Below are 22,211 nucleotides of genomic sequence, written 5' to 3'. Positions count from 1 at the left end.
AACGCGGAATTTTCGGGGGGTGCGTTTTTTTTCGACCGGTCGGCAGAAAACCGCATAACCCCCTGATTCAAGCCACCGTTTCACCCACCTCAGTGCCCTCGGCCACACCTCCGGCGGTACCAGAAATCCAGCCGCCGCCCAGCACGCGGTCGCCCTGGTAGACGACGCAGGCCTGACCGGGGGCGATGCCATGCTGGGGCGCCTGCAACTCGACCCGCGCGGTGCCGTCGGGACCGGCGCGCCATACAGCGGGGGCCGCCGGCTGGGCAGACCGCAGCTTCACCGCCACCTCGATCCCAGCCCCGTCGGCGAGATCGGGACCGAGCCAGTTCACGTCGCGCACCATCACCAGCGAGCGGGCGAGGTCGCGGCGCGGGCCGACGACGACGCGGCGGCGGGCGGGCTCCAGGCGGACGACGTAGAGCGCCTCCTCCTCCTGGCCGCGGATGCCGCCGATGCCCAGCCCCTTGCGCTGGCCGACCGTGTAGTGGACGACGCCCTTGTGGCGGCCCAGGACGCGGCCGTCGACATGGACGATGTCGCCGGGCTCGACGGAGCCGGGGCGCAGCTTCGCCACAACCTCGGCATAATTGCCGTTGGGGACGAAACAGATGTCCTGGCTGTCGGGTTTGGCCGCCACCTCCAACCCGTGGCGCTCGGCCAAGGCGCGGGTCTCCGGCTTGGTCAGGCCGCCCAGCGGGAAGCGCAGGAACTCCAGCTGTTCGCGCGTGGTGGCGAACAGGAAATAGCTCTGGTCCTTGGCTGGATCGACGGCGCGGTGCAATTCGGCGCCCTGCGGTCCGGCGATGCGGCGGACGTAGTGGCCGGTGGCGAGTGCGTCGGCGCCCAGGTCGCGGGCGGTGTTCAGCAGGTCGCGGAACTTGACACGCTGGTTGCAGCGAACGCAGGGGATCGGCGTCTCGCCGCGCAGATAGCTGTCGGCGAAATCGTCCATCACGTCCTGGCTGAAGCGGCCCTCGTAATCCAGGACGTAATGCGGGATGCCGATGCGGTCGGCGACCTGACGGGCGTCGTAGATGTCCTGGCCGGCGCAGCAGGCGCCCGGCTTTTGCAAGGCGAGGCCGTGGTCGTAAAGCTGCAGCGTGATGCCGACGACGTCATAGCCCTCCTCCCGCAGCACGGCGGCGGTGACGGAGGAATCAACCCCGCCGGACATCGCGACGACGACGCGGGTGTCCTGGGGGCGCTTCGATAGACCGAGGGAGTTCATGGCGCCCTATATGGTACGGGCAGGCGCCCGGGAAAGTAGGAAATCGAAACAGGGGCGGGGAAAGGGGCCGCCGGGTCTTGCGTCGTCTGACGCCGTCCCCGGCGGCCGGAACAGGGTTTCCCCGTGCCGTTACTTCATCGCGTTGTTGCTGCCGCCCGGCAGGCGGACGACCAGGCCGTCCAACTCTTCGGTCATGATGATCTGGCAGCCGAGCCGCGAGGTCTTGGTCAGGCCGAAGGCGAGGTCCAGCATGTCCTCCTCGTCCTCCTGCGCTTCCGGCAGGACATCGAACCATTCCGGCTCGATGACGACATGGCAGGTGGAGCAGGCCAGCGAGCCCTCGCAGGCGCCTTCCAGGTCCAGGCTGTTCTTGTGCGCGATCTCCAGCACGGACAGGCCGAGCGGGGCGTCCACCTCGCGGCGGCTGCCATCGGGCTCGATGAAGGTCATCTTGGGCATGGGGTCCTCGTTCTTCTAAGGTTGCCTAGCGGGTGTTGGTTGAGTGGGCTGGGTCAGGGGCGCGGTGGCGTCCGGGCGGCGCGGCGGCTGCGGACGTCGGCGGCCAGCGCCTCCAGCCGCTCCAGCCGGGCCAGGATGCGGGCGGCGCCGTCGGTGGCCGGCGGGCTGTCCGGGCCGGAGGCCGTCTGGGCCTTGCGGAAGGCGGGGGCGAGATACTTGATGCAGGCTTCGATCCGCTGGCCGAGATCCAGACCGATGCGGTCCAACTCCAGCGCGTCTTCCGCGCGGCTCAGGCGGACGGCGAGGTCCGCGATCTCCTCATCGCCATTCCCGGCTTCATCGCTCGCGGCCGGCGTGCCACCCAACAGCGACAGCAGCGCATGGGCGCGGCGGATGGGATCGCGCAGCACCTCGTAGGCCTCGCGCAGGGCATCGACCTGGGCCTTGGCGTTGGCCTGCTGGCGCGGGCCGCGGGCCGCGAAGCGCTCGGGATCCATGGCGCGGGTGAAGCCGGCGTGCTGCTTCGACAGCTGTTCCAGATCGATGTCGAAACGCCGCTCCATCCCCAGCCGGGTGAAGGGGTCGAGAGGCCGCGGCGGCTGTGCCGCACCGCAGGCGTGGCAGAACAGGGCGCGCGGCGCCACCGAGCGGCCGCAGGTGCCGCAGGGCTCCAGATCGCCGGCGATGGCGCCGGAAATTCCGCCGCTGCTGTTGCCGGGCGGGCCGGATTTGGAACGGGTCATGCGCGCTGTCCGTCAAAACGCCGAAAGGCTCGGCCGATAGGATGGTGTACCCGACATCATGCCCCCGCCGCCATCCGGCCCGACATCATAGAGGCCTTCCGCGGCGTCATACCCAGAAGCCGCATCCGGCGCAATGCGCGAATGCAGGCTTTCCGGATGGGAGACAGATGGTCGCGCAGCCATGCTGCGGTCGGGGGACTGTCAGTCATCTGCGGGAGCGCTTCGTCGTGCCATTGCAGTCCAGGCCGTCAGGAAGCGGTCGACCGCCTCGTCGTCGGTGGTCCAGCCCAGACTGACGCGGATTGCGCTGGCGGCGGACCGGTCATCCTCGCCCATCGCGGCCAGCACATGGGACGGCCTCACCTTGCCGCTGGAGCAGGCCGAGCCGGCGCTGACCGCCACTCCGGCGAGGTCGAGCGTCATCACCTGGGTTTCTCCGGGCAGGCCGGGCAGCATCAGGCAGCTGGTGTTGGCGACGCGCGCCGCACCGGCGCCCATCACGCGGGCGCGCGGCATGGCGGCCAGCGCTTCCCGCTCAAGCCTGTCGCGCAGAACCGCGAGATCGGCGGCATCCGCCAGCCCGTCGAGCGCAAGACGGGCAGCGGCGCCGAAGCCGACGATGCCCAAGAGGTTCTCGGTGCCGGCCCGCTTGCGCCGCTCCTGCCCGCCGCCGCGGATCAGCGCGTCGGGCTCCAACCCTTCGGCGAGGATCAGGGCGCCGACGCCGGTCGGGCCGCCCAGCTTGTGGGCCGACAGCGTCATCAGGTCCACGCCGAGGCCGGACAGCGACAAGGGCAACCGGCCTGCCGCCTGCACCGCGTCGCAATGGACCAGTGCGCCATGGGCATGGGCGATCCGGGCGGCATCCGCCACCGGCTGGATCACCCCGGTCTCGTTGTTGACGAGCATCAGCGAGACCAGCGCGGGTCCGGTCGCGCCGGCCAGCCTGTGCTCCAACTCCTCCAGGTCGGCCACGCCGTCGCGGGTTGCGCCGAAACGCTCCGCGTCGGGGCGGGCGGCCAACACCGATTCATGCTCGATGACCGAGGTCACCACCCGGCGGCCGGCGAAGCCGCGCAGCGCGAAGTTGCTGGCCTCCGTTCCGCTGCCGGTGAACAGCACCTGTGCCGGCTTGACTCCGGCGAGCGCGGCAACGGCGGTGCGCGCCTCCTCCACCGCGCGCCGGGCGCTGCGACCGAAGGCATGCACGGACGACGGGTTGCCGACCAGATCCATTGCCTGACCCATCGCCGCCTTCACCTCCGGCTTCAGCGGGGCGGTGGCGTTGTGGTCGAGATAGACTCCGGTCCGCCGGAACGGGGTGACGGGCAGAATGGTCACTTTTCAGGCGTGCTCGCGTCCGGAAAGGGTCGTCTTCACTCGGCTGCCGCCGCCGCGGCGCTGTCGGCGGCCGGGGCCGGACGCAGCAGGGTCAGTCCGCTGGTGCCGATGATGCGCCGTTCCACCACGTCGGCTACGGTGACGGAGCTGAGATACATATGGATCTGGTTGCCCAGCTCCTCCCACAGGTCGTGGGTCAGGCACCGCGAGCGGTTGGTGCGGCAGCCCTGCGGCGTGCCATTGGCGCAGCGGGTGGTGCGGATCGGCTCGTCCACCGCCAGGATGATGTCGGACACCCGCGTGGCATCGGCCGGATGGGCCAGCAGATAGCCGCCGCCGGGACCGCGCACGCTCTTGACCAGCCCGCCCTTGCGCAGCTTGGCGAACAGCTGCTCCAGGTAGGACAGCGAGATCTCCTGCCGTTCCGCGATGTCCGCCAGCGCGACCGGGCTGCCCTGGCTGGTGGCGGCCAGATCGACCATCGCCATCACGGCATAGCGTCCCTTGGTGCTGAGTCTCATCGCGGATCTCCTTGGGCATCTTGCATCCCGACGGGGTGGGACGCCACCGCTTCCAGCGGTGTGGGTGTTGAACGGGAAAGTACGGCGGCGGTCGATGGCGGGTTCGCCGCCTCCAGTTCGCCGATACGGCTTTGCAGCGCCGTCACCTGATCGAGCAGGCCGGACAGCGCGCGGGCAACCGGATCGGGGATCTCGCCGCAGGGGGTGCCGTAAGGCATGAATTTGCGCGTTTCCGCCCGGTCACGCGGAGCGACGGGCTTGGCCGGGATGCCGACGACCGCGGTGTCGGCCGGCACGTCGGCCACCACAACGGCATTGGCGCCGATGCGCGCGCCGCGCCCGATGGTGATGGCGCCCAGGATCTTGGCGCCGGCGCCGACGATCACGCCGTCGCCCAGTGTCGGATGGCGCTTGCCCTGATTGAGCGAGGTGCCGCCCAGCGTCACCCCATGATAGAGCATGACATCGTCGCCGATTTCCGCCGTTTCGCCGATCACGACGCCCATGCCATGGTCGATGAAGAAGCGGCGGCCGATGGTGGCGCCGGGATGGATTTCGATGCCCGTCAGCGAGCGGGCGATCTGCGAGACGAGGCGGGCGGTCAGGTGCCAGCCGGCGTCGCGGGCACGCCGGGCAATGCGGTGGAGCACGATCGCATGAAATCCAGGGTAGCAGAGCGCGACCTCGATCCGGGACCGCGCCGCGGGGTCGCGCGCCATGATCCCGTCGATCTCTTCGCGAAGATGCTTGAACACGCCATCACCCGCCGTGGTATAGTCCGCCGCTCTCATCGGCCGCCCGCGCCCGGCTTCGGCCTGTCGGAACCTGGCGGTTCGGGACCTTCGGGTCCGGAACCCTGCGGATCCGGCCGGCATGGACCCGGTTTTCCGGCCGGTCCTGCTGGCGCTGGGCCGATCGGGTGGGTCAGGCGGGTTGCCCCGGAGGACGTTACGACGCATATATGATGACCAAGCAAAACGGTCAAGAATTGTGTGCGAAAAACCCCACTCCAATGCGGGAAAATCCGTGACGGGCTCGTAAGGCCCCCTGCGTCGGGGCGGCAGGCCGGTTCATCTCCGGTTGGTCGCCGCGGCGGTTCCAATAACCCTTTGTCTGCGTCAGGAACGTCGTTCCCATGCCTGAAGTGCTCTTCAACGGTCCCGCCGGTCGCCTGGAAGGCCGTTACACCCATGGCAAGCAGCCGAACGCCCCGGTCGCGCTGCTGTTGCACCCGCACCCGCAGCACAATGGGACGATGAACAACAAGGTGGTCTTCACCCTGTTCCAGTCCTTCACCAAGCGCGGTTATTCGGCGCTCCGCTTCAATTTCCGCGGTGTCGGGCGCAGCCAGGGCACCTACGACAAGGGGGAGGGGGAACTGGCCGACGCCGCGGCGGCGCTGGACTGGCTGCAGACCCACAATCCCAACGCGCCGGTCTGCTGGATCGGAGGCGTGTCGTTCGGCGCCTGGATCGGCATGCAGCTGCTGATGCGCCGTCCGGAGATCGACGGCTTCGTCTCGGTCTCGCCGCCGGCCAACCTGTTCGACTTCTCCTTCCTGGCGCCGTGCCCGTCCTCCGGCCTGATCATCCATGGCGACAAGGACGAGGTGGTGCCCCAGGCTGCAGTGACCAAGCTGGTGACCAAGCTGTCGCACCAGAAGGACATCCGCATCGACCACCGCGTGGTCCCCGGTGCCAGCCACTTCTTCGTCAATCGAACCGACGATCTTGCGACGCAGGTCGACGACTATCTGGACAAGGCGCTGGGCAACCCGATCGCGGCGGTGGCGGAGTAAAGGGGAGGTTCCGCGGCGGATGCCCCCTCCCTAACCCTCCCCCGCTCTCAGCGGACCTATGGTCCGCCTGTCGCGTCAGCACAAAGCTAGCTTTGTGCGAGAGCTTCGAGGGAGAGGGAACTGCCGCCGCATGGTGACAGCGTCACACTCTCGCAAAGTTCCTGCCCCCTCCACCGCAAAGCGGGGGAGGGATGGGGAGGGGGCAATAAGCCCGACCCTCCCCCCACACCTCACTGCTCGCAGCCCAGAACCCACACGTCGTAGATCGGGTTTTCCATCGCCGACAGGGCGGGGCTGGAGGCGAACATCCAGCCACTGAAGACCTGTTCCGCCTGCTCGCCGGGCTTGATCTCCGTTACCTCCAGGAAGGCGGCGGACTCCGGCGTTTCGATCGGCGGGTTCTCGCGGCAGGCGCGCAGCGTGATGCGAAGGCTGCTCATCGCCTTCGTCTCCCCCACCTTCATGGTGAAGGTGGAAGTTCGCGCGGTCACCTTGTCCAGCCATTGCAGTTTTGCCGCCGGCCGCTCCAGCATCTGGTTCGGGATCGGGGCGGCCTGAACCGCCAGCGGGACCAGGACCGCAGCGGCACCCATCAGCCGGGCGGCTGGCCGCAAACATCTCGAGAGTCGCGTCACGTCGGATCGCTTCCGTTGTTGCGGACGGCGCCCTCGCGGCCGGGACCTGCCTATCGGTGTTGGTTCTGCCGGGGGCGCACCGCGTTCTAGCCCGGAAGCAGGGGCAGCGTCCAGTGGTGGGGACGCCGGGATGGGTTGTGCGTGGGTGATGGTTCAGCGCGTGGTAACGCTGCTGCGCGACGCAGGGGCGCTGTGGGTGGAGCCGCTGCCGCTCTGCGCATCGTTACGGTCTTGGATCTTCTGGGTCGCCGCCCCGGCCCCGGCCCCAGCCGCGGCACCGACGACCGCGCCCACCGGCCCGCCGACAACGGCTCCCGCGGCAGCGCCGCCGAGCCCGCCGCTGGCGGATTTCTCTTCCATGTCGGCGCCACAGGCGGCGGTCGCCAGGGCCAGACCGAACACGGCCATGTGGGGGAGACGCATCTCAGTTCCTCCTGCTTGGTGATCCGGGGGCGCCCGCTTGGCGGCCGCCATCCGGATACCGGGAGGAACGCTCGAGCGCGGCCGCTGGTTCCGGCCACGCCACTGCTTCTTGTCAGAGCTTCGGCGGTTGGGCGGGTGCCTGGCCCGGCGCCTGGGAAGCCTGGCCGTTCGACGAGTCGCCCGGCTTGCTCATGCTCTGCAGCGAGAAGATGACCTGACCCAGCAGCTGTTCCAGGCCCGGCGTGCTCTGCGTGAACTCGATCTTGCCGTTGGGCTTGATCATGTCGGAATCGCCGCCCGGCTCCAGCGACAGGAACTTGCCGCCCAGCAGGCTTTCAGACGCGATGACCGCCGCGGTGTCCTTCGGCAGCTTCACCGAATTGTCGACAGACAGATGAACCACAGCCTGATAGCTGGTGGGGTCGAGCGACAGTCCGGTGACGGTGCCGACCTTCACGCCGCTGATGCGGACGTCGGCACCGCCCTGCAGGCCTGTGATGCTGGTGAAGTTGGCGGTGATGTCATAGCCCTGCACCTTGCGCAGATCGGCGCTTTTGTAGGCGAAGGCAAGGAACACGGCGGCCACGGCGAGCACGACGCCGCCCAGCACGGTTTCGATCACATTCCGGCGCATAGAGCTTTCCTGCTGCGAATTCCAGAAACGAAACCCGGCCCGAAAGGGGCCGGGCTTTCCGCTCTGACGTGAGGGTCAGTCCTTGGCAGGGATCAGCTCGGCGTCCAGGGCTCGTAATCCCCGGTGGCAGGCACGCGCTTGCCGCCGGCCAGAACGTGGCCGGGCGGGCGATAGGCCTGGACCGAGCCCGACATGTTGGGCAGATGTTCCTTCTGCCAGGGCTTGTGGAAGGCGCTCGACCCCTCGGGCAGCGGTTCCTTGGTGGTGTGGTGCAGCCAGCCGTGCCATTCCGGCGGGATCTTGGAGGCGTCGGGCTCACCGGCATACAGGACCCAGCGGCGCTCACGCGTGCCGGGCTGGGTGTCCTTGCTGCGGTAATAGACGTTGCCGAAGCGGTCGCTGCCGACCTTGGCGCCCCGACGCCACGTGACGTAACGGATGTGGATGTTCGCCAGTTTGGTGAACAGGGAGATCGGCTCGCTCATCGTCGCTCACGAATTCCGGAGTCTGGCCCCGCGGACACGGGGCTGGTCGAATGCGGGCCGCACTATGACACCGCAAGGGACGCGCGTCCACCGTTGGTACGGCCCAAGCTGCTCCACAGGGTGGAAAGCGGGGCCTATTGCAGGCGGGTCGCGGCGATCTTCGCAGTATCGACCGGGGTCGCGGTACAGCCGCCCAGCGTTGGGCCGACCGGAAGCTCGCCGAACGCCGCGATAGCGCCCTCCGCCTTCAGCCGGCCGACGAATCCAGGCCCCGTCCCGCGGGCGACCCAGGCGAATCCGAGCCAGGTGGAGCGCACCGGCTCTCCCCCCGCCCGCACCATCGCCGTCATTGCCTCGGCGTCGCTGGTGCCGGGGGAGAAGACCGCCAGCATCATGCCGTCGGTCGCATCCGGCAGGGCGGCGCGCTGCAGCGACAGTCCCATCAGCCCCGCCCACACCAGCAGAATGCCACCGAACAGTGCCGCGGCAAGGCCGTGGCCGATGGGGAGACCGGAAGAGGAGGGGGCGGGACCGTCGCTCATGGGGTTTACTTTACGCCTTCGCCTCGGCCGCCGCCAGCGACGGGGCGGGCTTCTCGGAGATCGGCCAGTGGACGATGGTCGCGAACATGGCCAGCGCCACACCCAGCCACCAGACGACGTCGTAGGAGCCCGTACGCTCATAGAGAACGCCGCCCAGCCAGACGCCCAGGAAGCCGCCGACCTGATGGCTGAAGAAGGCGAAGCCGTAGAGCGTGCCCATGTAGCGGGTGCCGAACATCAACGCAACGAGGCCGGAGGTCGGCGGCACGGTGGACAGCCACAGCAGGCCCATCACCGCGGCGTAGACGATCACCGTCACCGACGAGATCGGCAGCAGGATGAAGATCGCCGTGGCGACGCCGCGCGAGAAATAGTTGGCGCACAGCAGGTAGCGCTTGCTGACCTTGCCGGCCAGCACGCCGGACGCATAGGAGCCGATGACGTTGAACAGTCCGATCAGCGCCAGCGCCCAGGCGGCGAGCGACGCGCTGATGCCGGCCTCGGTCAGGTAGGGCGGCAGATGGGTTGTGATGAAGGCCAGCTGGAAGCCGCAGACGAAGAAGCCGGCGACCAGCAGCACATAGCTGCGGTGCTGGAAGGCCTGCCGCACCGCAGCGATGTAGCCGATGTTGGCGCCTGTCACCGCCGGGGTGCCGCTCGCCGTCATGCCCTTCGGTCCGGGGAAGACGCCGGCCAGCAGCGGCACCGCGATCATCGACGCGGCCAGCAGGAGCAGGGCGGTCTGCCAGCCGAACCCGGCGATGAAGGCCTGACCCATCGGCGCGAACAGGAACTGGCCCATCGACCCGGCCGCCGTGGCGATGCCGACCGACCAGCTGCGCTGTTCCGGCGGAAGCAGCCGGGTGAAGCCGGCGATGATGATGCCGAAGGAGGCGCCGGACAGCCCAAGCCCGATCAGCACGCCGGCCGTCAGGTACAGCTCGACGCTGGTCGTCGCATAGGGCATCAGCGCCAGCCCGGCGGCATAGAGCAGGCCGCCGCCGGCCAGCACCGGGGCCGGGCCGAAGCGGTCGGTCAGCGCCCCGGCGAAGGGGCCGCCGGCCCCCCACAGGATGTTCTGGATCGCCATCGCCAGCGCGAAGACATCGCGGCCCCAGCCGCGGGTTTCCGAAAGCGGGCCGATGAACAGGCCCATGCTCGACCGCGGCCCGAAGGCCAGCATCGAGATCAGGCAGCCGCAGACGATGACGAGGGCTGGCGTCCTCCAGGAGGGCGCCGGTGCGGGCGGGGCGGTGGTCAAGGCGTCCTCCGGGGTCGGGTGCCGATGCGTGCCTATCCGGCACAGCAGCGCGGAAGGGCAATGCGCATCGTGGCGTTGTGTCGCCTCCGACGATAGGCAGGCATCAACAGTTCGGCAAATTCATAATCGGTAACCGGGTCATTCCGCAGCGGAATGCAGGAAGGCGATCCGTTCCATCGCCTGGTTCACCGTCTGGCCGGCGGCCAACTCGCGTCGCAGCGCCTCCTCCAGCCGGTCGAACACCGGGGCGATGCGTCCGGTCGTCCGCGATTGGATCAGCCAGATGGTCACCGACATCCGGAAGCCGGGCAGATCGACCGGCCGCACCAGGGCGGCACCGGGGATCGGCGCGATCAGACCCATCGGTGCCAGCCCGAACCCGACTCCGCGCGCGACCAGCGACACCAGCAGGCTCTGGTCGTAGGCCTCCACCGTCACGTTCGGCTGCAGCCCGAGCGGGGCCAGCGCCTGGTGGAGCGCCTCGCGATACCGGCAGCCGTTGGGCTGCAGCACCCAACCATGCTCGTTCATCGAGGCCAGATCGGCGCCGGCCGACCGGTCGGGGGAGGCGACGATGCTGACATCCTCGGTCCCGATCCGGCGGGCGGGCAGGTCGTCGGGCGGCGTCTGCTCCTCGCACATCAGGATCAGCCCGCCATCGAGCGTGCCGGCGCGGACCTGTTCGATCAGCGGGTTGCTCCAGTCGGAATGCAGCCGCAGCGTCAGGCCCGGAAAGCCGGCGCGCAGATCGTCCAGCGGCCGTCCGGCGGCAAGCGCGGTCAGCACATGCGCCACGCCCAGCCGCAGCAGCCCGCGCGGTTCGGCGGACCCGGCGAAAGCGTCGGCGAAGTCGCTGGCCGCTGCCAGGATGCGCCGCGCATGGGCAAGCGCCAGCTCCCCGTCGCGGGTCAGCGCCAGCGGCTTGGTCTGCCGGTCGAACAGCACGACGCCCAGTTCCGCCTCCAGCCGCTGGATCAGCCGCGAGACCGCCGACTGCGTCAGCCCCAGCCGGTTGCCGGCCTCCTGCACCGACTGCGCATCGGCCACGGCGATGAAGGTGCGGATTTCGTTGAGCTTCATGGCGAGGCCTTGAGGTCCGGGGGCCGACAGAACGCGGCGATGCATCTTCGCGTCTGGTGTGCCAGTGTCGGATCGCGTTACCGTCGGGTCAAGCCATCGATGGGGAGTCGATCATGACCACTGTTCCGCCCGACCGTTCCAGCCGCGAATATCCCGACCGTCCCTGGGTGGGGGTGGGGGTCGTCGTCTGGCGCGGGGACAGGGTCCTGCTGATCCGGCGGGGCAAGGCGCCGCGGCTGGGGCAATGGAGCCTGCCGGGCGGGGCGCAGTCGGTGGGCGAGACCGTGTTCGAGACGGCGATCCGCGAGGTGCGGGAGGAAGCCGGGCTTGAGGTGGTGCCGACCGGCATCGTCACCGTGGTGGACGCCATCACCCCGGATGCCGAGGGCCGCGTCCATTACCACTACACGCTGGTGGAGGTGGCGGCGGACAGTGCGGAGGGCGATCCGATCTGCGCCGACGATGCGCTGGAAGCCTGCTGGGCCACCGCAGACGAGGCCGGCGAACTGACGGAGTGGGACGAGACCCGGCGGGTCATCCTGATGTCTGCGGAGCAGCGGAAGGCCCGCCCGGCTTCAAGCTGACGATGACGCTGCGCTCGGCCAGGAACTCTGCCACTCCGTCGGCGGTCAGCGGGCGCGACAGCCAGTAGCCCTGCAGCGTGTCGCAGCGGTAGGCCTGGAGATACAGGCGCTGTTCGGCCGTCTCCACCCCTTCCGCCACCACGCCGAGGTCGAGGGCGTGGGCAAGCGCCACCACGGCCTGCACGATGGCGGCGGCGTCGCGGTCGTCAACCATCGCCTGGACGAACTGCTTGTCGATCTTCAGCGCCTCCACCGGTACCCGGCGCAGGGTGGCCAGCGACGACCAGCCGGTGCCGAAATCGTCCAGCACCATCCGGATCCCGGCGCCGCGCAACTGGAGCAGAGCCTCCCGCGCGTCCGCGCTCTGGCTGAACATCGCGGTTTCTGTCAGCTCCAGCTTGAGATTGGCGGCGGGCAGGCCGGTTTCGGCCAGGATCCCCAGCAGCTTCAGCACCAGTCCGGGATCGTCGAGCTGACGGGCCGACAGGTTCACCGATACCGGAACATCGACGATGCCGGCGCGCAGCCAGCCGGCTGCTGCCGCGCAGGCGGCATGCAGCGTCCATTCGCCCAGCAGGTGGATCGCCTCCCCCTGTTCGGCCATCGGCACGAAGACGTCGGGGGGCAGCATGGTTCCATCCGACAGGCGCCAGCGCGACAGCGCCTCGAACCCGGTCAGGCGGTTGGTGAAGACGTCGGCCTGCGGTTGGAAGACCAGCGACAGCTCCTTCCGGTCGATGGCGTCGCGGACCCGTTCGACGAATCCGGCGTCGGTTGTCCCCGGTGTGTCGGACCCGTTCGACGTCGCGTGCGTGTTCGCCACCGTCCGCTCCATTCCGCCAACCATCGCCGGCCGCTGCCCGGCTCTCCCTGGCATAACAACCACGGCAATGATTTGTTAACCATGTCGCGAAAGAGCTTGGCGAATTTTATATGGTTACGAAAGAGTTAACGTTGCTGGGTTGGTGACAAGAAAAGGGCGAAGCGCGGGCCTCGCCGCACCCCGTCTTTGGGCAGGATTGTCACCCATGGGCTGCCCCATGCTTGAGCCGGCTGGGCAGCAACTCGCCCGATTGATCGAGCACCGGGTAGGCGGCGGCGACCAGATGGGCGTCGATGCGGCGCAGGTCGTGCAGGATGTCCGGGTGCCGGGCGCTATCAGGCGTTCACGGTCACAAAAAAAGCCCCCGCTTCTCTTGCGGGGGCTTTACAGGTCAGACGTTGAAGCGGAAGTGGAAGATGTCGCCGTCCTGGACGACATATTCCTTGCCTTCCTGGCGCATCTTGCCGGCGTCCTTCGCCCCCTGCTCGCCACCAAGCGTGACGTAGCTGGTATAGTCGATGGTTTCGGCGCGGATGAAGCCGCGTTCGAAATCGGTATGGATGACGCCCGCCGCTTCCGGGGCCTTGGCGTGGCGGCGCACGGTCCAGGCCCGCGTCTCCTTGGGGCCGACGGTGAAGAAGGTGATCAGGTCCAGCAGCTTGAAGCCGGCGCGGATCAGCTTGTTCAGGCCGGTTTCCTCCAGCCCCATCGATTCCAGGAACTCCGCCTTCTCGGCCGGGTCGGTGAGCTGGGCGACTTCGGACTCGATGGCGGCGGAGATGACGACGACCTCGGCATTCTCGGCCTTGGCCTTCTCGGCGACCTTGGCCGAGAAGCTGTTGCCGGTGGCGGCCGACGCCTCCTCGACGTTGCAGACATAGAGCACCGGCTTGGAGGTCAGCAGCATGAACTGCTTGAACACCGGCTTCTCTTCCTCGGAAACCTCGACCACGCGGGCCGGCTTGCCGTCCTGCAGCACCTTCAGGGCGCGCTCCATCAGGTCGGCCTTGATCTTGCTGTCCTTGTCGCCGCCCTTGGCCTTCTTCTGAAGGCTGGTCAGCTGACGTTCCAGGCTTTCCATGTCGGCGAGCATCAGCTCGGTCTCGACCACCTCTGCGTCGCGCAGCGGATCGACATTGCCCTCGACATGGGTGATGTCGTCGTCCTCGAAGCAGCGCAGCACATGGACGATGGCGTCCACCTCGCGGATGTTGGCGAGGAACTGGTTGCCCAGCCCTTCACCCTTCGACGCGCCGCGGATCAGGCCGGCGATGTCCACGAACTCCAACTGGGTCGGGATGACCTTCTGCGACTTGGCGATTTCCGCCAGCTTGTCCTGCCGCGGGTCGGGCACGCTGACGCGGCCGACGTTCGGCTCCTTGGTGCAGAAGGGAAAATTCGCCGCCTCCGCCGCCTGGGTGGCGGTCAGCGCGTTGAAAAGGGTCGACTTGCCGACGTTCGGCAGGCCGACGATGCCGCAATTGAAGCCCATGGGTGGGTGCTCGCCGTCGGAAATGCTGGAATTGTTGCGCTTTATCCTACGAAGGGGGGCAAAGCGCAAACGCGAAGTGGGAGAGGGGACGGGCAGGCCGCGGCTTATCGCGCCTGCGTCGCCACCGTCACCTTGTTCATGAACAGCTCCGGCTGGCCTTCCACCATCAGGGGCAGGTTGTCGGAGACGGCGTCGAGCAGCGGGTCGATCCAGCCCTGGTCGGCCTTGGCGAAGTCGTGCAGGACATAGCCGCTGACCAGATCCTTGTTGCCGGGATGGCCGATGCCCAGCCGGATGCGCCAGTAGTCCTTGCCGATATGGGCGTCGATGGAGCGCAGGCCGTTGTGGCCGCCGTGGCCGCCGCCCTTCTTCACCCGGATCTTGCCGGGCGGCAGGTCCAGCTCGTCATGGATGACGACGACATTCTCGGGCTTCAGCTTGTAGAACTGCAGGGCCGCCACCACCGACTGGCCGGACAGGTTCATGAAGGTGGCGGGTTCCAGCGCCAGAACCTTGTCGCCGGCGACGGTGCCCTCGGCGGTCTGGCCCTGGAAGCGCTTCTTCCATGGGGTGAAGCGATGGCGTTGGGCGATGGTTTCCACCGCCATGAAGCCGATGTTGTGGCGGTTGCGGGCATACTCGTTGCCGGGGTTGCCCAGTCCGACCAGAAGCAGCATGTCCCTCACCCTTTGAAAGGCAACTCCACAAAACGAAGCGGGGGGCCGAAGCCCCCCACTGTAACCATCCCTGGCGGATGAGCGCTTCGGATCAGGAAGCGGCTTCTTCCGACTTCAGGCCCGACGGGGCAACGATGGTCGCGATGGTGAAATCGCGGTCGGTGATCGTCGAGGTCACACCCTCCGGCAGCTTGACCGAGGAGATGTGGATCGAGTCGCCGACGTCGAAGCCCTCGCACGAGATGGTGATGTGCTCGGGGATGTTGTCGGCCGGGCAGCTCAGCTCCAGCTCGTGACGGACGATGTTCAGCACACCGCCGCGCTTCAGGCCGGCCGACTTGTCCTGGTCGGCGAACTCGACCGGAACCTGCACGTTGATGCGGGTGTCGGACGAAACGCGCAGGAAGTCGACATGCAGCGGGACGTCGGTCACCGGGTGGAACTGCACGTCGCGCGGCAGGACGCGATGGGCGGTGCCGTCGACGGTGACGTCGAACAGGTGCGTGAAGAAGCCCGGCTGATGCAGGACGCGGGTGAACTCGAACTTCTCGAGCGAAATGGTCAGGGGAGCCTGCTTACCACCGTAGATGACGGCCGGAATACGGCCGTCACGGCGGGTCTGGCGGGCGGTCCCCTTGCCGGCCCGTTCGCGCGTCTCAGCGCCGAGCGGAATGATCTTGGTCATGACGATGCTCCAAAACGAAAAGGGCGCCGGCCTCCAGGGGTGCCGACGCGTGCGCGGCGTGCATACGGCAATCGGGGGGGCGCGTCAAGGGGCGCGGCGGAATTTCGCCGGAAACCGCGGCGGATGGAACGTTTGGAACATCATGAAACAGGTTTCGCGACCCTGTCCAATGTTCCACGTCCCGCCGCCGTCCAAGGGGCGGACCGGGCCAGCCCATCCTAGCATGGGCGACGGGAGCGGCAGAAGGCCCGTCGGCGAAAGGCGCCACACCTCACAGGCCGGCCGGGGCCGTCCGCGTGTCGGCGGTGCGGGTGGCGTTCTGGTCGATCAGCGGCTGGAGCGCGGGAGCGAGGCTCTTCAGCAACTGGGCCGGCAAGGCGCTGGTGAAGCGGTAGTCGTCGGCCTCCGGCCCCTGGACGAAGGCGGTCATGGTGCCGAAGAAGCGGTCGCCAATGTAGAAGACGAAGGTGGCGGTGCGGGCGACCGCCTTCGATTCCAGCAGCACGCCGCCCGGCCCCCACCGGTCGAGCCGGTGGTCGCCGGTGCCGGTCTTGCCGCCCATCGGGATCACGGCCCCCGACGGATCCTTGAAGGAGCCCCACACCCGCTTGGCGGTGCCGTTCTGCGCCACGTCCATCAGGGCACGGCGCAAGGTTGCGCAGACCTCCGGATGCAGCACGCGCTCGCCCTTCAGCGGCCCCAGCCCCAGCTTCGTCTCATAGGGCGTGCCGGCGGCGAAATGCAGCGAGCGGATCCGCACGGTCGGCTGGCGCACCCCGTCGTTCAGGATCAGCCCCATCAGCTCGGCCAGCGCCGCCGGACGGTCTGCGGAGCTGCCGATGGAGGTCGCCAGCGACGGCACCAGCGTGTCGAAGGGGTAGCCGACGCTGCGCCATTGGGCGGTGATGCGCTTGAACGCCTCCTCCTCCAGCCCGATGCGGATGCGGGTGTTCTGGGCGGCCATGCCCTTCTTGAACAGCCAGCGGTAGCTTTCCTGGCGTTCGTCGGCGCTGGCGGCCAGAATCTCGGCCCTGGTGGCGTTCGGATTGTTCTGGAGATGCGCGACCAGCCACAGTTCCAGCGGATGGACGCGGGCGAGATAGCCGAGGTCGTTCAGCGGGAAGCGGTCCGGCCCGTATTTGGCGTAGAGCGCCGAAAGCTCGCCGTCGGACAGCGTGCTTCCCGGCAGCCGGGCGCGCAGGAAGGCGGAAAACTCGGCGAGCCCGGCCTTGGGCCGCACGGTGCGGAAGACCACCGCCAGCCGGTAGGGCACCGGGCGCGACCGCGCCGCCAGCCGGGCCAGCGCCTCGTCCGGGGTCCGCCTGCGGTAGTCGTTGTAGAAGCGGTTGAGGAAGTCCGAGCCCTCGCGGTCGGCGAAGCGGGCCAGATAGGCCTGACGGGCGGGGTGATCGGGGGTGCGCAGGATATCGGCGCCATCGTCGGCCCCCTCGTCCATGTAGAACTGGACGATGTCGCGCATCAGCCGGATGAAGGGCAGGTTGACGCTGCTGCGCAGCGCTTCCTGCAAGGTCATGATGCGGCCGTTGTCGTCCTTGTTGAAGTTCACGAAGCTGTGCTGGCCGCCGCCGGTGAAGAACACCTCGCCCGGACTGGCGGAATAGCGCCGTTCCATCGCCGCATCCAGCATGGCCGGCAGCCGGCGGTCGGGCGCGGTCGTCAGCCAGGAGGCCGCCCAGCGCGTCAGGTTGTCCGACGCCTCGTCCTCGACATCGGCGAGGAAATCCTTCGGCAGATGGGCGTAGCGGCTGTGCAGCTCCACCACGATCTGCAGATATGTCACCAGCGTGCGCAGCTTGGCGGTGGAGCCGAGATCGAGCTTGGCGCCTTCGTTGATGTCCAGCGGCTGGTCGAGATTGTCGGCCTGGACGCGGAGGTAATTGGCCTCCGGCCCGCGCTCGTACAGGGTGATCGAATAGACCAGCTTCGACAGGTCGTTGTTGCGGGCGTCGAGCAGCCGTTCGCCGGTCAGCCCCAGCTTGCGGGCGGAGTCGGGATCGTTCAGCTTGCCCAGCACCTCGACCACGCGGGCCTGGGTTTCCGCATCCAGGGTCGATTGCGCGGTCAGGTCGAGCCGGTCGAGCTGGTAGAGGCTGGGCACCCCCAGCATGCCGAGCAGCCGGGCGCGGACGGCGTTGGTCGCCTTCTGTTCGATGAAGGAGGTGGCGGGGGGCGACGGCGCCTCCTCGCGGAAGGCCAGCCGGATGGCAAGCGCGGAGTCGCGCAGCGCCGGGTCGATGACGCCGGCCTGGGCCAGCGCCCGCAGATGGGCATCGGCCAGCCGGTCGAGCGCCGCGCGGTCCTGGATCAGGTAATAGGACGGCCGCCGCTGGGCCAGCAGCAGCGCCAGCACCTGCTTGTAGGCCAGCGCCTTCAGCCGCAGGGCGCGCGGTTCGGCAGCGGGTTCGGCCAGCACGCGCTTGGCGATCGACAGGTCGGTGCCGAACCAGGCCCACAGCCCGTCGCCCAGCCCGTTCACCTCGCCGAAGCCGGCCCTGGCGGTCAGCGGGGTGGAGTTCAGGTAATCGACCAGCACGCGCCGGCGCGCCTCGGTGGTGTCCTCGCCGTCGCGGTAGGCGCGGATGCTGGCCGACATCATCTGGCGCAGCTTCTCCACGCCGCCGGTGGTCTGGCCGTCCGGCGAATGCCGGTATTTCTCGATCTGGGTGGCGAGCGTCGAGCCGCCGGGGGAGCGCTGGCCCGGCCGGATCACCTGCAGGGGCAGCATCGCCACCGCCGCGCCGAAACGGTCCCACTCCACCGCCGGGTTGCGGCGCGGCTCGTCCGCGTTCAGCAATTCGCGGTTCTCGATGAACAGCAGGGTGTCGGCGACCAGCTTCGGCACGTCGTCGAAGCCGTCGAACACCCGTTCGGGATAGCGCGCGGCGTACATCGGCACGCCGTTGCGGTCGAGCAGGGTCAGGCCGGCCTGGGTCTTTTCCCGGTAGATCGGAAAGCCGCCGCCGGCCATGAAACGGTCGAGCGCCGGGGACAGCACCGCCTGCTGTTCGACCGCATAGAGGTCGCGGGTCAGCAGGTCGAGCTGGCCGGGCAGGGCGGTGTAGCCGAGGCGCTCGTTATAGGGGCCGTGGGCGGGATAGCGCGCCGCCGGGTTGGGGCCTTCGCGCAAGGACACGGTCATCGACTGGGCGACGCCGGACAGCAGCCGCGCCTGGAGCCGCGACGTTTCCATCTCGCGCCAGCCGGCATAGCCGGCGGCGGCGACGGTGGTCGTCAAGGCGACCCCGATCACCGCGCGCCGCAGCCAGCGCCCCGCCTGCACCCACGCCTTAGCCATACCGGATGCGTGTCCCCTGCCGCCCGACCCACATGATCGGTGTCGGCCGGAACGGTAGGGGAGTCATGGTTAACGGGGGGTTTAAGGACGGACCGTCCTCACCCCTCCAGCAGTGCCTTCGCGCGCGCGGCCAGTTCCGCCAGCGGGACCTCGACCTGCTCGCCCTTGACCAGATGCTTCAGGGTCGCGGTGCCGCGGGCCTTCTCGTCGGAGCCCATCAGCAGGACGACGGGGATGCCGGCGCGGTCGGCGTATTTCATCTGCTTGGCGATCTTGCCGCCGTCCAGCTGGATTTCCGTGTTGATGCCGGCGGCGCGCAGCTCGCTCGCCATGCGGAAGTAATCGGCGGACAGGGCCGGGTCCATCTGCGTCACCAGCAGCTGGGCGGTGGGGGCGGCGTCCTTGATCAGGCCGGCTTCCATCAGCTGGTAGAACAGGCGGGTGGCGCCGATGGAGATGCCGACGCCCGGCAGCTTCGACTTGGTGTAGTGGCTGGCGAGATTCTCGTAGCGCCCGCCCGAGCAGACCGAGCCGATGCCGGGATGGTCGTTCAGGAAGGTCTCGTAGACGGTGCCGGTGTAGTAATCGAGGCCCCGCGCGATGGCGAGGTTGATGCGCACCGTCCCCTCCGGCACCTGGAAGGCGTTCAGCCCCTCGATGACGGTGGTCAGTTCGCCGACGCCCTCGCGGAAGATGGCATTCTCGATGTCGAGCGCGCCGAGCGCCGCCAGCGTTTCGGCATTGGTGCCCTTCATGGCGATCAGCGACAGGATGGTGTCGGCGGCATGCTCGGTCACGCCGAGGCCGAGCAGGCTGGCGCGCACCTTGTCCTGGCCGATCTTGTCCAGCTTGTCGATCTCGCGCAGCACCAGCACGCGGGTGTCGGCGTCGGCGACGCCCAGCCCGTCGAGCAGGCCCAGCAGGATCTTGCGGTTGTTCACATTGATGGTGAAGCCGCCGAAATTCAGCTCGGTGAAGACATGGTGGATGACCGCCGGGATCTCGGCGTCGTAATGGGCGGACAGGCTGTCCTTGCCGATCACGTCGATGTCGCACTGGTAGAATTCGCGGAAGCGCCCGCGCTGCGCCCGCTCGCCGCGATAGACCCGCTGGATCTGGTAGCGGCGGAAGGGGAAGGCGAGGTCGCGCTCATGCTCCGCCACATAGCGGGCGAGCGGCACCGTCAGGTCGAAGCGCAGCGCCAGCTCCGGCTTGTTGCCCTGCTGGATGGCGCCGGTGGACTGGACGAAATAGACCTGCTTCTCCGTCTCGCCGCCCGACTTGGTCAGCAGCGTGTCGACCGTCTCGAACACCGGGGTTTCGACGGGGACGAAGCCGAACCGCTCGTAACCGCGGCGGATGGTGTCCAGCATGCGCTGGAAGGCCACCTGCTGGCGCGGCAGCAGCTCCATCGTTCCGGGCGGGGTGCGGGGCGTGATCAGGCTCATCGGAGAGGGTCCGCGCTTGGAATAGGAAAAGCGTGCGTTTTCTAGACCCTTTCGCCGGTCCCGTCACCTGCGCCCAAAAACGCGGGGGGAAAATTTTTCGTGAGGCACGAAGATTTTTTGGAAGGGCGTGGAATGAACGGCAGCGGGGCCGCGTTCATCTAAGCACGATCCCGCAACGAGGATCGCTCACCGAAATGGAGAAACCAAATGTCCGGCACCGTCTTTGGGTCGCGTATCCGCTCGTCCGTTTCGACCTTTGCGTTCGTCGCCCTGATGGCGACGGCCCCCGTGCTGAGCGCGGGTGCGGCAACGGTCGCGCCGGCCGTTCCGGCCACGCCGGCCCCCGCCGCGACGACCGACTCCACGACGACGACCCCCGCCCCGGCTTTGAAGGCCGAGCAGAAGGCCGTCACCAAGAGCGAGGCCACCAAGACCGAAGCCACCAAGATCGAGGCGCCGAAGGCGGACGCCACCAAGGCGGATGCCGGCAAGAGCAAGCATGAGCAGGTCGCGGCCACCCCGAAGGCCGAAGTGACCAAGACCCAGGCCGAGGCGGTCGCCAAGGAACTGGGCGCCAAGCCGTCCGACCAGCTGTCCGCCCAGCTCGGCAAGTATCACGAGCAGATGCTGGCCGCCCATGCGCTGAAGGACGGCGCCGCCCGCGACAAGGCCGTGGCCGAGGCCCGGCAGCAGCTCGCCAGCATCGGCGGCAAGCCGGTGACGGCGGAGCAGGCCGCCAAGATCGACGGCATCCTGGGGGTGAAGACCTCGACCACCATCCAGTAAGGCTCACCGGAACGGCCAACCCCACCCGCCAACGCCGGCCGGCGGGTGGGGCGCCGCTCGCGATCCGCGCCCCTCTTCCGGGGACCGCCTCTGTTGAGATGCCGCGGCGATGGCGATAGAACGTCGTCCAGGCCAACCGCCCCATCCGACAGCAGCGCCGGGACCCGATCCATGCCGTACGACCGAATTGTCATCCGCCGTCCCGACGACTGGCATGTCCATCTGCGCGACGGCGCCATGCTGAAGGCGGTCCTGCCCTTCACCGCCCGTCAGTTCGGCCGCGCCATCGTGATGCCGAACCTGAAGCCGCCGGTTGCGACCTCCGCCGATGCGGTGGCCTATCGCGAGCGCATCCTGGCGGCCTTGCCGGACGGCGTCGCCTTCACCCCCCTCATGGTGGCCTATCTGACCGACGGCACCGACGCCGCCGATCTGGCGCAGGGCTTCGAGGACGGGGTGTTCGCCGCCGCCAAGCTCTATCCGGCCAACGCCACCACCAACAGCGCCCATGGCGTCACCGACATCGCCCGCATCGCCCCGGTGCTGGAGCGCATGGCGGAGATCGGCATGCCGCTGCTGATCCATGGCGAGGTGACCGACCAGTCGGTCGACATCTTCGACCGCGAGGCGGTGTTCATCGACACCATCCTGGCCCCGCTGCTGGAACGCCACCCGACCCTGCGCGTCGTGCTGGAGCATGTGACGACCTCCGACGCCGTGCAGTTCGTGCGCGCCCACGCCGCCAGCGGTCGCATCGGCGCCACCATCACCGCGCATCATCTGCTGATCAACCGCAGCCACATCTTCCAGGGCGGCATCCGTCCGCACCTCTACTGCCTGCCGATCGCCAAGCGCGAGACGCACCGGCTGGCTCTGGTCGAGGCGGCGACCAGCGGGGAAGGGCCGTTCTTCCTCGGCACCGACACCGCGCCGCACACCGTCACCGCCAAGGAATCGGCCTGCGGCTGCGCCGGCTGCTTCACCGCCGCCAATGCGCTGGAACTCTATGCCGAGGCCTTCGAGGAGGCCGGGGCGCTCGACAAGCTGGAGGCCTTCGCCAGCCTCAACGGCCCGCGCTTCTATGGCATGCCGGTCAGCGAGGAGCAGGTGGCGTTGGAGCGCCGCCCGACGGTGGCTCCCGACCTGATCCTGGTCAGCGAAGGCGACGCCGTGCTGCCCTTCCGCAGCGGCGAGACCCTGCGCTGGCGCTTTGCCGGTCCGGTCTGAGGCAGGGCGCGGCCCGTCCG

At 68.4% G+C, this 22,211-nt stretch carries 23 protein-coding genes; 4 read left to right on the top strand and 19 right to left on the bottom strand.

Going from position 1 to position 22,211, the window contains the following annotated elements; genetic code table 11:
- Positions 1-67: 67 nt before the first annotated feature.
- The 6 genes from mnmA to epsC all read right to left on the bottom strand — a co-directional run bounded on the left by mnmA (position 68) and on the right by epsC (position 5,086).
- Positions 68-1,231, bottom strand: coding sequence for a tRNA 2-thiouridine(34) synthase MnmA (mnmA, locus tag A6A40_RS08200; protein WP_063634967.1), 1,164 nt, complete (start codon positions 1,229-1,231; stop codon positions 68-70).
- Positions 1,232-1,360: 129 nt separating this feature from the next.
- Positions 1,361-1,690, bottom strand: a complete 330-nt coding sequence (locus A6A40_RS08195) for a ferredoxin family 2Fe-2S iron-sulfur cluster binding protein (RefSeq protein WP_014248228.1) — start codon at positions 1,688-1,690, stop codon at positions 1,361-1,363.
- A 53-nt stretch (positions 1,691-1,743) separates the two neighbouring features.
- On the bottom strand, positions 1,744-2,433 hold the full coding sequence (locus A6A40_RS08190) for a hypothetical protein (RefSeq protein ID WP_063634966.1): 690 nt from the start codon (positions 2,431-2,433) through the stop codon (positions 1,744-1,746).
- A 201-nt stretch (positions 2,434-2,634) separates the two neighbouring features.
- On the bottom strand, positions 2,635-3,774 hold the full coding sequence (locus A6A40_RS08185) for a cysteine desulfurase family protein (RefSeq protein WP_063634965.1): 1,140 nt from the start codon (positions 3,772-3,774) through the stop codon (positions 2,635-2,637).
- 35 nt (positions 3,775-3,809) lie between these two features.
- The gene (locus A6A40_RS08180) at positions 3,810-4,295 is read right to left on the bottom strand and encodes an Rrf2 family transcriptional regulator (protein WP_063634964.1); all 486 of its coding nucleotides are present in this window, start codon (positions 4,293-4,295) and stop codon (positions 3,810-3,812) included.
- Positions 4,292-5,086 (bottom strand): serine O-acetyltransferase EpsC, encoded by a 795-nt coding sequence (gene epsC, locus A6A40_RS08175; protein WP_063634963.1) that lies wholly within the window; start codon positions 5,084-5,086, stop codon positions 4,292-4,294. Before epsC ends, A6A40_RS08180 begins: the two co-directional genes overlap by 4 nt.
- 344 nt (positions 5,087-5,430) lie before the next feature.
- Between epsC and A6A40_RS08170 the strand changes: the two genes are divergently transcribed.
- Entirely contained in the window at positions 5,431-6,093 is a 663-nt protein-coding gene (locus tag A6A40_RS08170; RefSeq protein ID WP_063634962.1) for an alpha/beta hydrolase, read from the top strand.
- Positions 6,094-6,323: 230 nt separating this feature from the next.
- Here A6A40_RS08170 and A6A40_RS08165 read toward each other — a convergent pair whose 3' ends face one another.
- From A6A40_RS08165 to A6A40_RS08135, 7 genes are all read right to left on the bottom strand, one after another.
- Positions 6,324-6,728, bottom strand: a complete 405-nt coding sequence (locus tag A6A40_RS08165; protein WP_236783609.1) for a DUF2155 domain-containing protein — start codon at positions 6,726-6,728, stop codon at positions 6,324-6,326.
- Between the two features lie 153 nt (positions 6,729-6,881).
- Complete coding sequence (locus A6A40_RS08160; protein WP_108546643.1) at positions 6,882-7,151, bottom strand: hypothetical protein; 270 nt, start codon at positions 7,149-7,151, stop codon at positions 6,882-6,884.
- A gap of 112 nt (positions 7,152-7,263) precedes the next feature.
- A complete protein-coding gene (gene mlaD / locus A6A40_RS08155; RefSeq protein ID WP_063634960.1) occupies positions 7,264-7,785 on the bottom strand; it encodes an outer membrane lipid asymmetry maintenance protein MlaD in 522 nt (173 codons plus the stop codon).
- 92 nt (positions 7,786-7,877) lie between these two features.
- Positions 7,878-8,270, bottom strand: a complete 393-nt coding sequence (locus A6A40_RS08150) for an NADH:ubiquinone oxidoreductase subunit NDUFA12 (RefSeq protein WP_063634959.1) — start codon at positions 8,268-8,270, stop codon at positions 7,878-7,880.
- A 134-nt stretch (positions 8,271-8,404) separates the two neighbouring features.
- Entirely contained in the window at positions 8,405-8,812 is a 408-nt protein-coding gene (locus A6A40_RS08145; RefSeq protein ID WP_063634958.1) for a hypothetical protein, read from the bottom strand.
- Between the two features lie 10 nt (positions 8,813-8,822).
- Positions 8,823-10,073 carry an MFS transporter gene (locus tag A6A40_RS08140; RefSeq protein WP_063634957.1) on the bottom strand — a complete coding sequence of 417 codons (1,251 nt, stop codon included), beginning with the start codon at positions 10,071-10,073 and terminating at the stop codon, positions 8,823-8,825.
- Between the two features lie 138 nt (positions 10,074-10,211).
- Entirely contained in the window at positions 10,212-11,153 is a 942-nt protein-coding gene (locus tag A6A40_RS08135) for a LysR family transcriptional regulator (RefSeq protein ID WP_063634956.1), read from the bottom strand.
- Between the two features lie 113 nt (positions 11,154-11,266).
- Between A6A40_RS08135 and A6A40_RS08130 the strand changes: the two genes are divergently transcribed.
- The gene (locus A6A40_RS08130) at positions 11,267-11,737 is read left to right on the top strand and encodes an NUDIX hydrolase (RefSeq protein ID WP_063634955.1); all 471 of its coding nucleotides are present in this window, start codon (positions 11,267-11,269) and stop codon (positions 11,735-11,737) included.
- Here the strand turns inward: A6A40_RS08130 and A6A40_RS08125 are convergent.
- The 6 genes from A6A40_RS08125 to hisS all read right to left on the bottom strand — a co-directional run bounded on the left by A6A40_RS08125 (position 11,688) and on the right by hisS (position 20,178).
- Complete coding sequence (locus A6A40_RS08125) at positions 11,688-12,560, bottom strand: EAL domain-containing protein (protein WP_236783608.1); 873 nt, start codon at positions 12,558-12,560, stop codon at positions 11,688-11,690. The two genes, A6A40_RS08130 and A6A40_RS08125, sit on opposite strands and share 50 nt — an antisense overlap.
- A 391-nt stretch (positions 12,561-12,951) precedes the next feature.
- Entirely contained in the window at positions 12,952-14,052 is a 1,101-nt protein-coding gene (gene ychF / locus A6A40_RS08120; RefSeq protein WP_063634953.1) for a redox-regulated ATPase YchF, read from the bottom strand.
- A gap of 104 nt (positions 14,053-14,156) precedes the next feature.
- A complete protein-coding gene (gene pth, locus A6A40_RS08115; RefSeq protein ID WP_014248211.1) occupies positions 14,157-14,729 on the bottom strand; it encodes an aminoacyl-tRNA hydrolase in 573 nt (190 codons plus the stop codon).
- Positions 14,730-14,820: 91 nt separating this feature from the next.
- Positions 14,821-15,414: a 50S ribosomal protein L25/general stress protein Ctc gene (locus A6A40_RS08110; protein WP_063634952.1), complete on the bottom strand. Its 594-nt coding sequence runs from the start codon at positions 15,412-15,414 to the stop codon at positions 14,821-14,823.
- 271 nt (positions 15,415-15,685) lie between these two features.
- Positions 15,686-18,730, bottom strand: a complete 3,045-nt coding sequence (locus A6A40_RS08105; RefSeq protein WP_063634951.1) for a transglycosylase domain-containing protein — start codon at positions 18,728-18,730, stop codon at positions 15,686-15,688.
- 98 nt (positions 18,731-18,828) lie between these two features.
- A complete protein-coding gene (gene hisS, locus A6A40_RS08100) occupies positions 18,829-20,178 on the bottom strand; it encodes a histidine--tRNA ligase (protein ID WP_063634950.1) in 1,350 nt (449 codons plus the stop codon).
- A gap of 207 nt (positions 20,179-20,385) precedes the next feature.
- Here hisS and A6A40_RS08095 point away from each other — a divergent pair, with 207 nt between their 5' ends.
- The gene (locus A6A40_RS08095) at positions 20,386-20,964 is read left to right on the top strand and encodes a hypothetical protein (protein ID WP_063634949.1); all 579 of its coding nucleotides are present in this window, start codon (positions 20,386-20,388) and stop codon (positions 20,962-20,964) included.
- 171 nt (positions 20,965-21,135) lie between these two features.
- Entirely contained in the window at positions 21,136-22,191 is a 1,056-nt protein-coding gene (gene pyrC / locus A6A40_RS08090) for a dihydroorotase (RefSeq protein ID WP_063634948.1), read from the top strand.
- Positions 22,192-22,211: the final 20 nt, after the last annotated feature.

The organism is Azospirillum humicireducens, assembly GCF_001639105.2.
GTDB classification, from domain to species: Bacteria; Pseudomonadota; Alphaproteobacteria; order Azospirillales; family Azospirillaceae; genus Azospirillum; species Azospirillum humicireducens.
This window is presented reverse-complemented; position numbering and strand designations above follow the sequence as displayed.

Excerpts from the sequence above, each read along its gene's own strand:
- mnmA (WP_063634967.1), bottom strand. The coding sequence starts at position 1,231 with ATGAACTCCCTCGGTCTATCGAAGCGCCCCCAGGACACCCGCGTCGTC.
- A6A40_RS08195 (WP_014248228.1), bottom strand. The coding sequence starts at position 1,690 with ATGCCCAAGATGACCTTCATCGAGCCCGATGGCAGCCGCCGCGAGGTG.
- A6A40_RS08190 (WP_063634966.1), bottom strand. The coding sequence starts at position 2,433 with ATGACCCGTTCCAAATCCGGCCCGCCCGGCAACAGCAGCGGCGGAATT.
- A6A40_RS08180 (WP_063634964.1), bottom strand. The coding sequence starts at position 4,295 with ATGAGACTCAGCACCAAGGGACGCTATGCCGTGATGGCGATGGTCGAT.
- epsC (WP_063634963.1), bottom strand. The coding sequence starts at position 5,086 with ATGAGAGCGGCGGACTATACCACGGCGGGTGATGGCGTGTTCAAGCAT.
- A6A40_RS08170 (WP_063634962.1), top strand. The coding sequence starts at position 5,431 with ATGCCTGAAGTGCTCTTCAACGGTCCCGCCGGTCGCCTGGAAGGCCGT.
- A6A40_RS08160 (WP_108546643.1), bottom strand. The coding sequence starts at position 7,151 with ATGCGTCTCCCCCACATGGCCGTGTTCGGTCTGGCCCTGGCGACCGCC.
- mlaD (WP_063634960.1), bottom strand. The coding sequence starts at position 7,785 with ATGCGCCGGAATGTGATCGAAACCGTGCTGGGCGGCGTCGTGCTCGCC.
- A6A40_RS08150 (WP_063634959.1), bottom strand. The coding sequence starts at position 8,270 with ATGAGCGAGCCGATCTCCCTGTTCACCAAACTGGCGAACATCCACATC.
- A6A40_RS08145 (WP_063634958.1), bottom strand. The coding sequence starts at position 8,812 with ATGAGCGACGGTCCCGCCCCCTCCTCTTCCGGTCTCCCCATCGGCCAC.
- A6A40_RS08135 (WP_063634956.1), bottom strand. The coding sequence starts at position 11,153 with ATGAAGCTCAACGAAATCCGCACCTTCATCGCCGTGGCCGATGCGCAG.
- A6A40_RS08130 (WP_063634955.1), top strand. The coding sequence starts at position 11,267 with ATGACCACTGTTCCGCCCGACCGTTCCAGCCGCGAATATCCCGACCGT.
- ychF (WP_063634953.1), bottom strand. The coding sequence starts at position 14,052 with ATGGGCTTCAATTGCGGCATCGTCGGCCTGCCGAACGTCGGCAAGTCG.
- pth (WP_014248211.1), bottom strand. The coding sequence starts at position 14,729 with ATGCTGCTTCTGGTCGGACTGGGCAACCCCGGCAACGAGTATGCCCGC.
- A6A40_RS08110 (WP_063634952.1), bottom strand. The coding sequence starts at position 15,414 with ATGACCAAGATCATTCCGCTCGGCGCTGAGACGCGCGAACGGGCCGGC.
- A6A40_RS08105 (WP_063634951.1), bottom strand. The coding sequence starts at position 18,730 with ATGGCTAAGGCGTGGGTGCAGGCGGGGCGCTGGCTGCGGCGCGCGGTG.
- hisS (WP_063634950.1), bottom strand. The coding sequence starts at position 20,178 with ATGAGCCTGATCACGCCCCGCACCCCGCCCGGAACGATGGAGCTGCTG.
- A6A40_RS08095 (WP_063634949.1), top strand. The coding sequence starts at position 20,386 with ATGTCCGGCACCGTCTTTGGGTCGCGTATCCGCTCGTCCGTTTCGACC.
- pyrC (WP_063634948.1), top strand. The coding sequence starts at position 21,136 with ATGCCGTACGACCGAATTGTCATCCGCCGTCCCGACGACTGGCATGTC.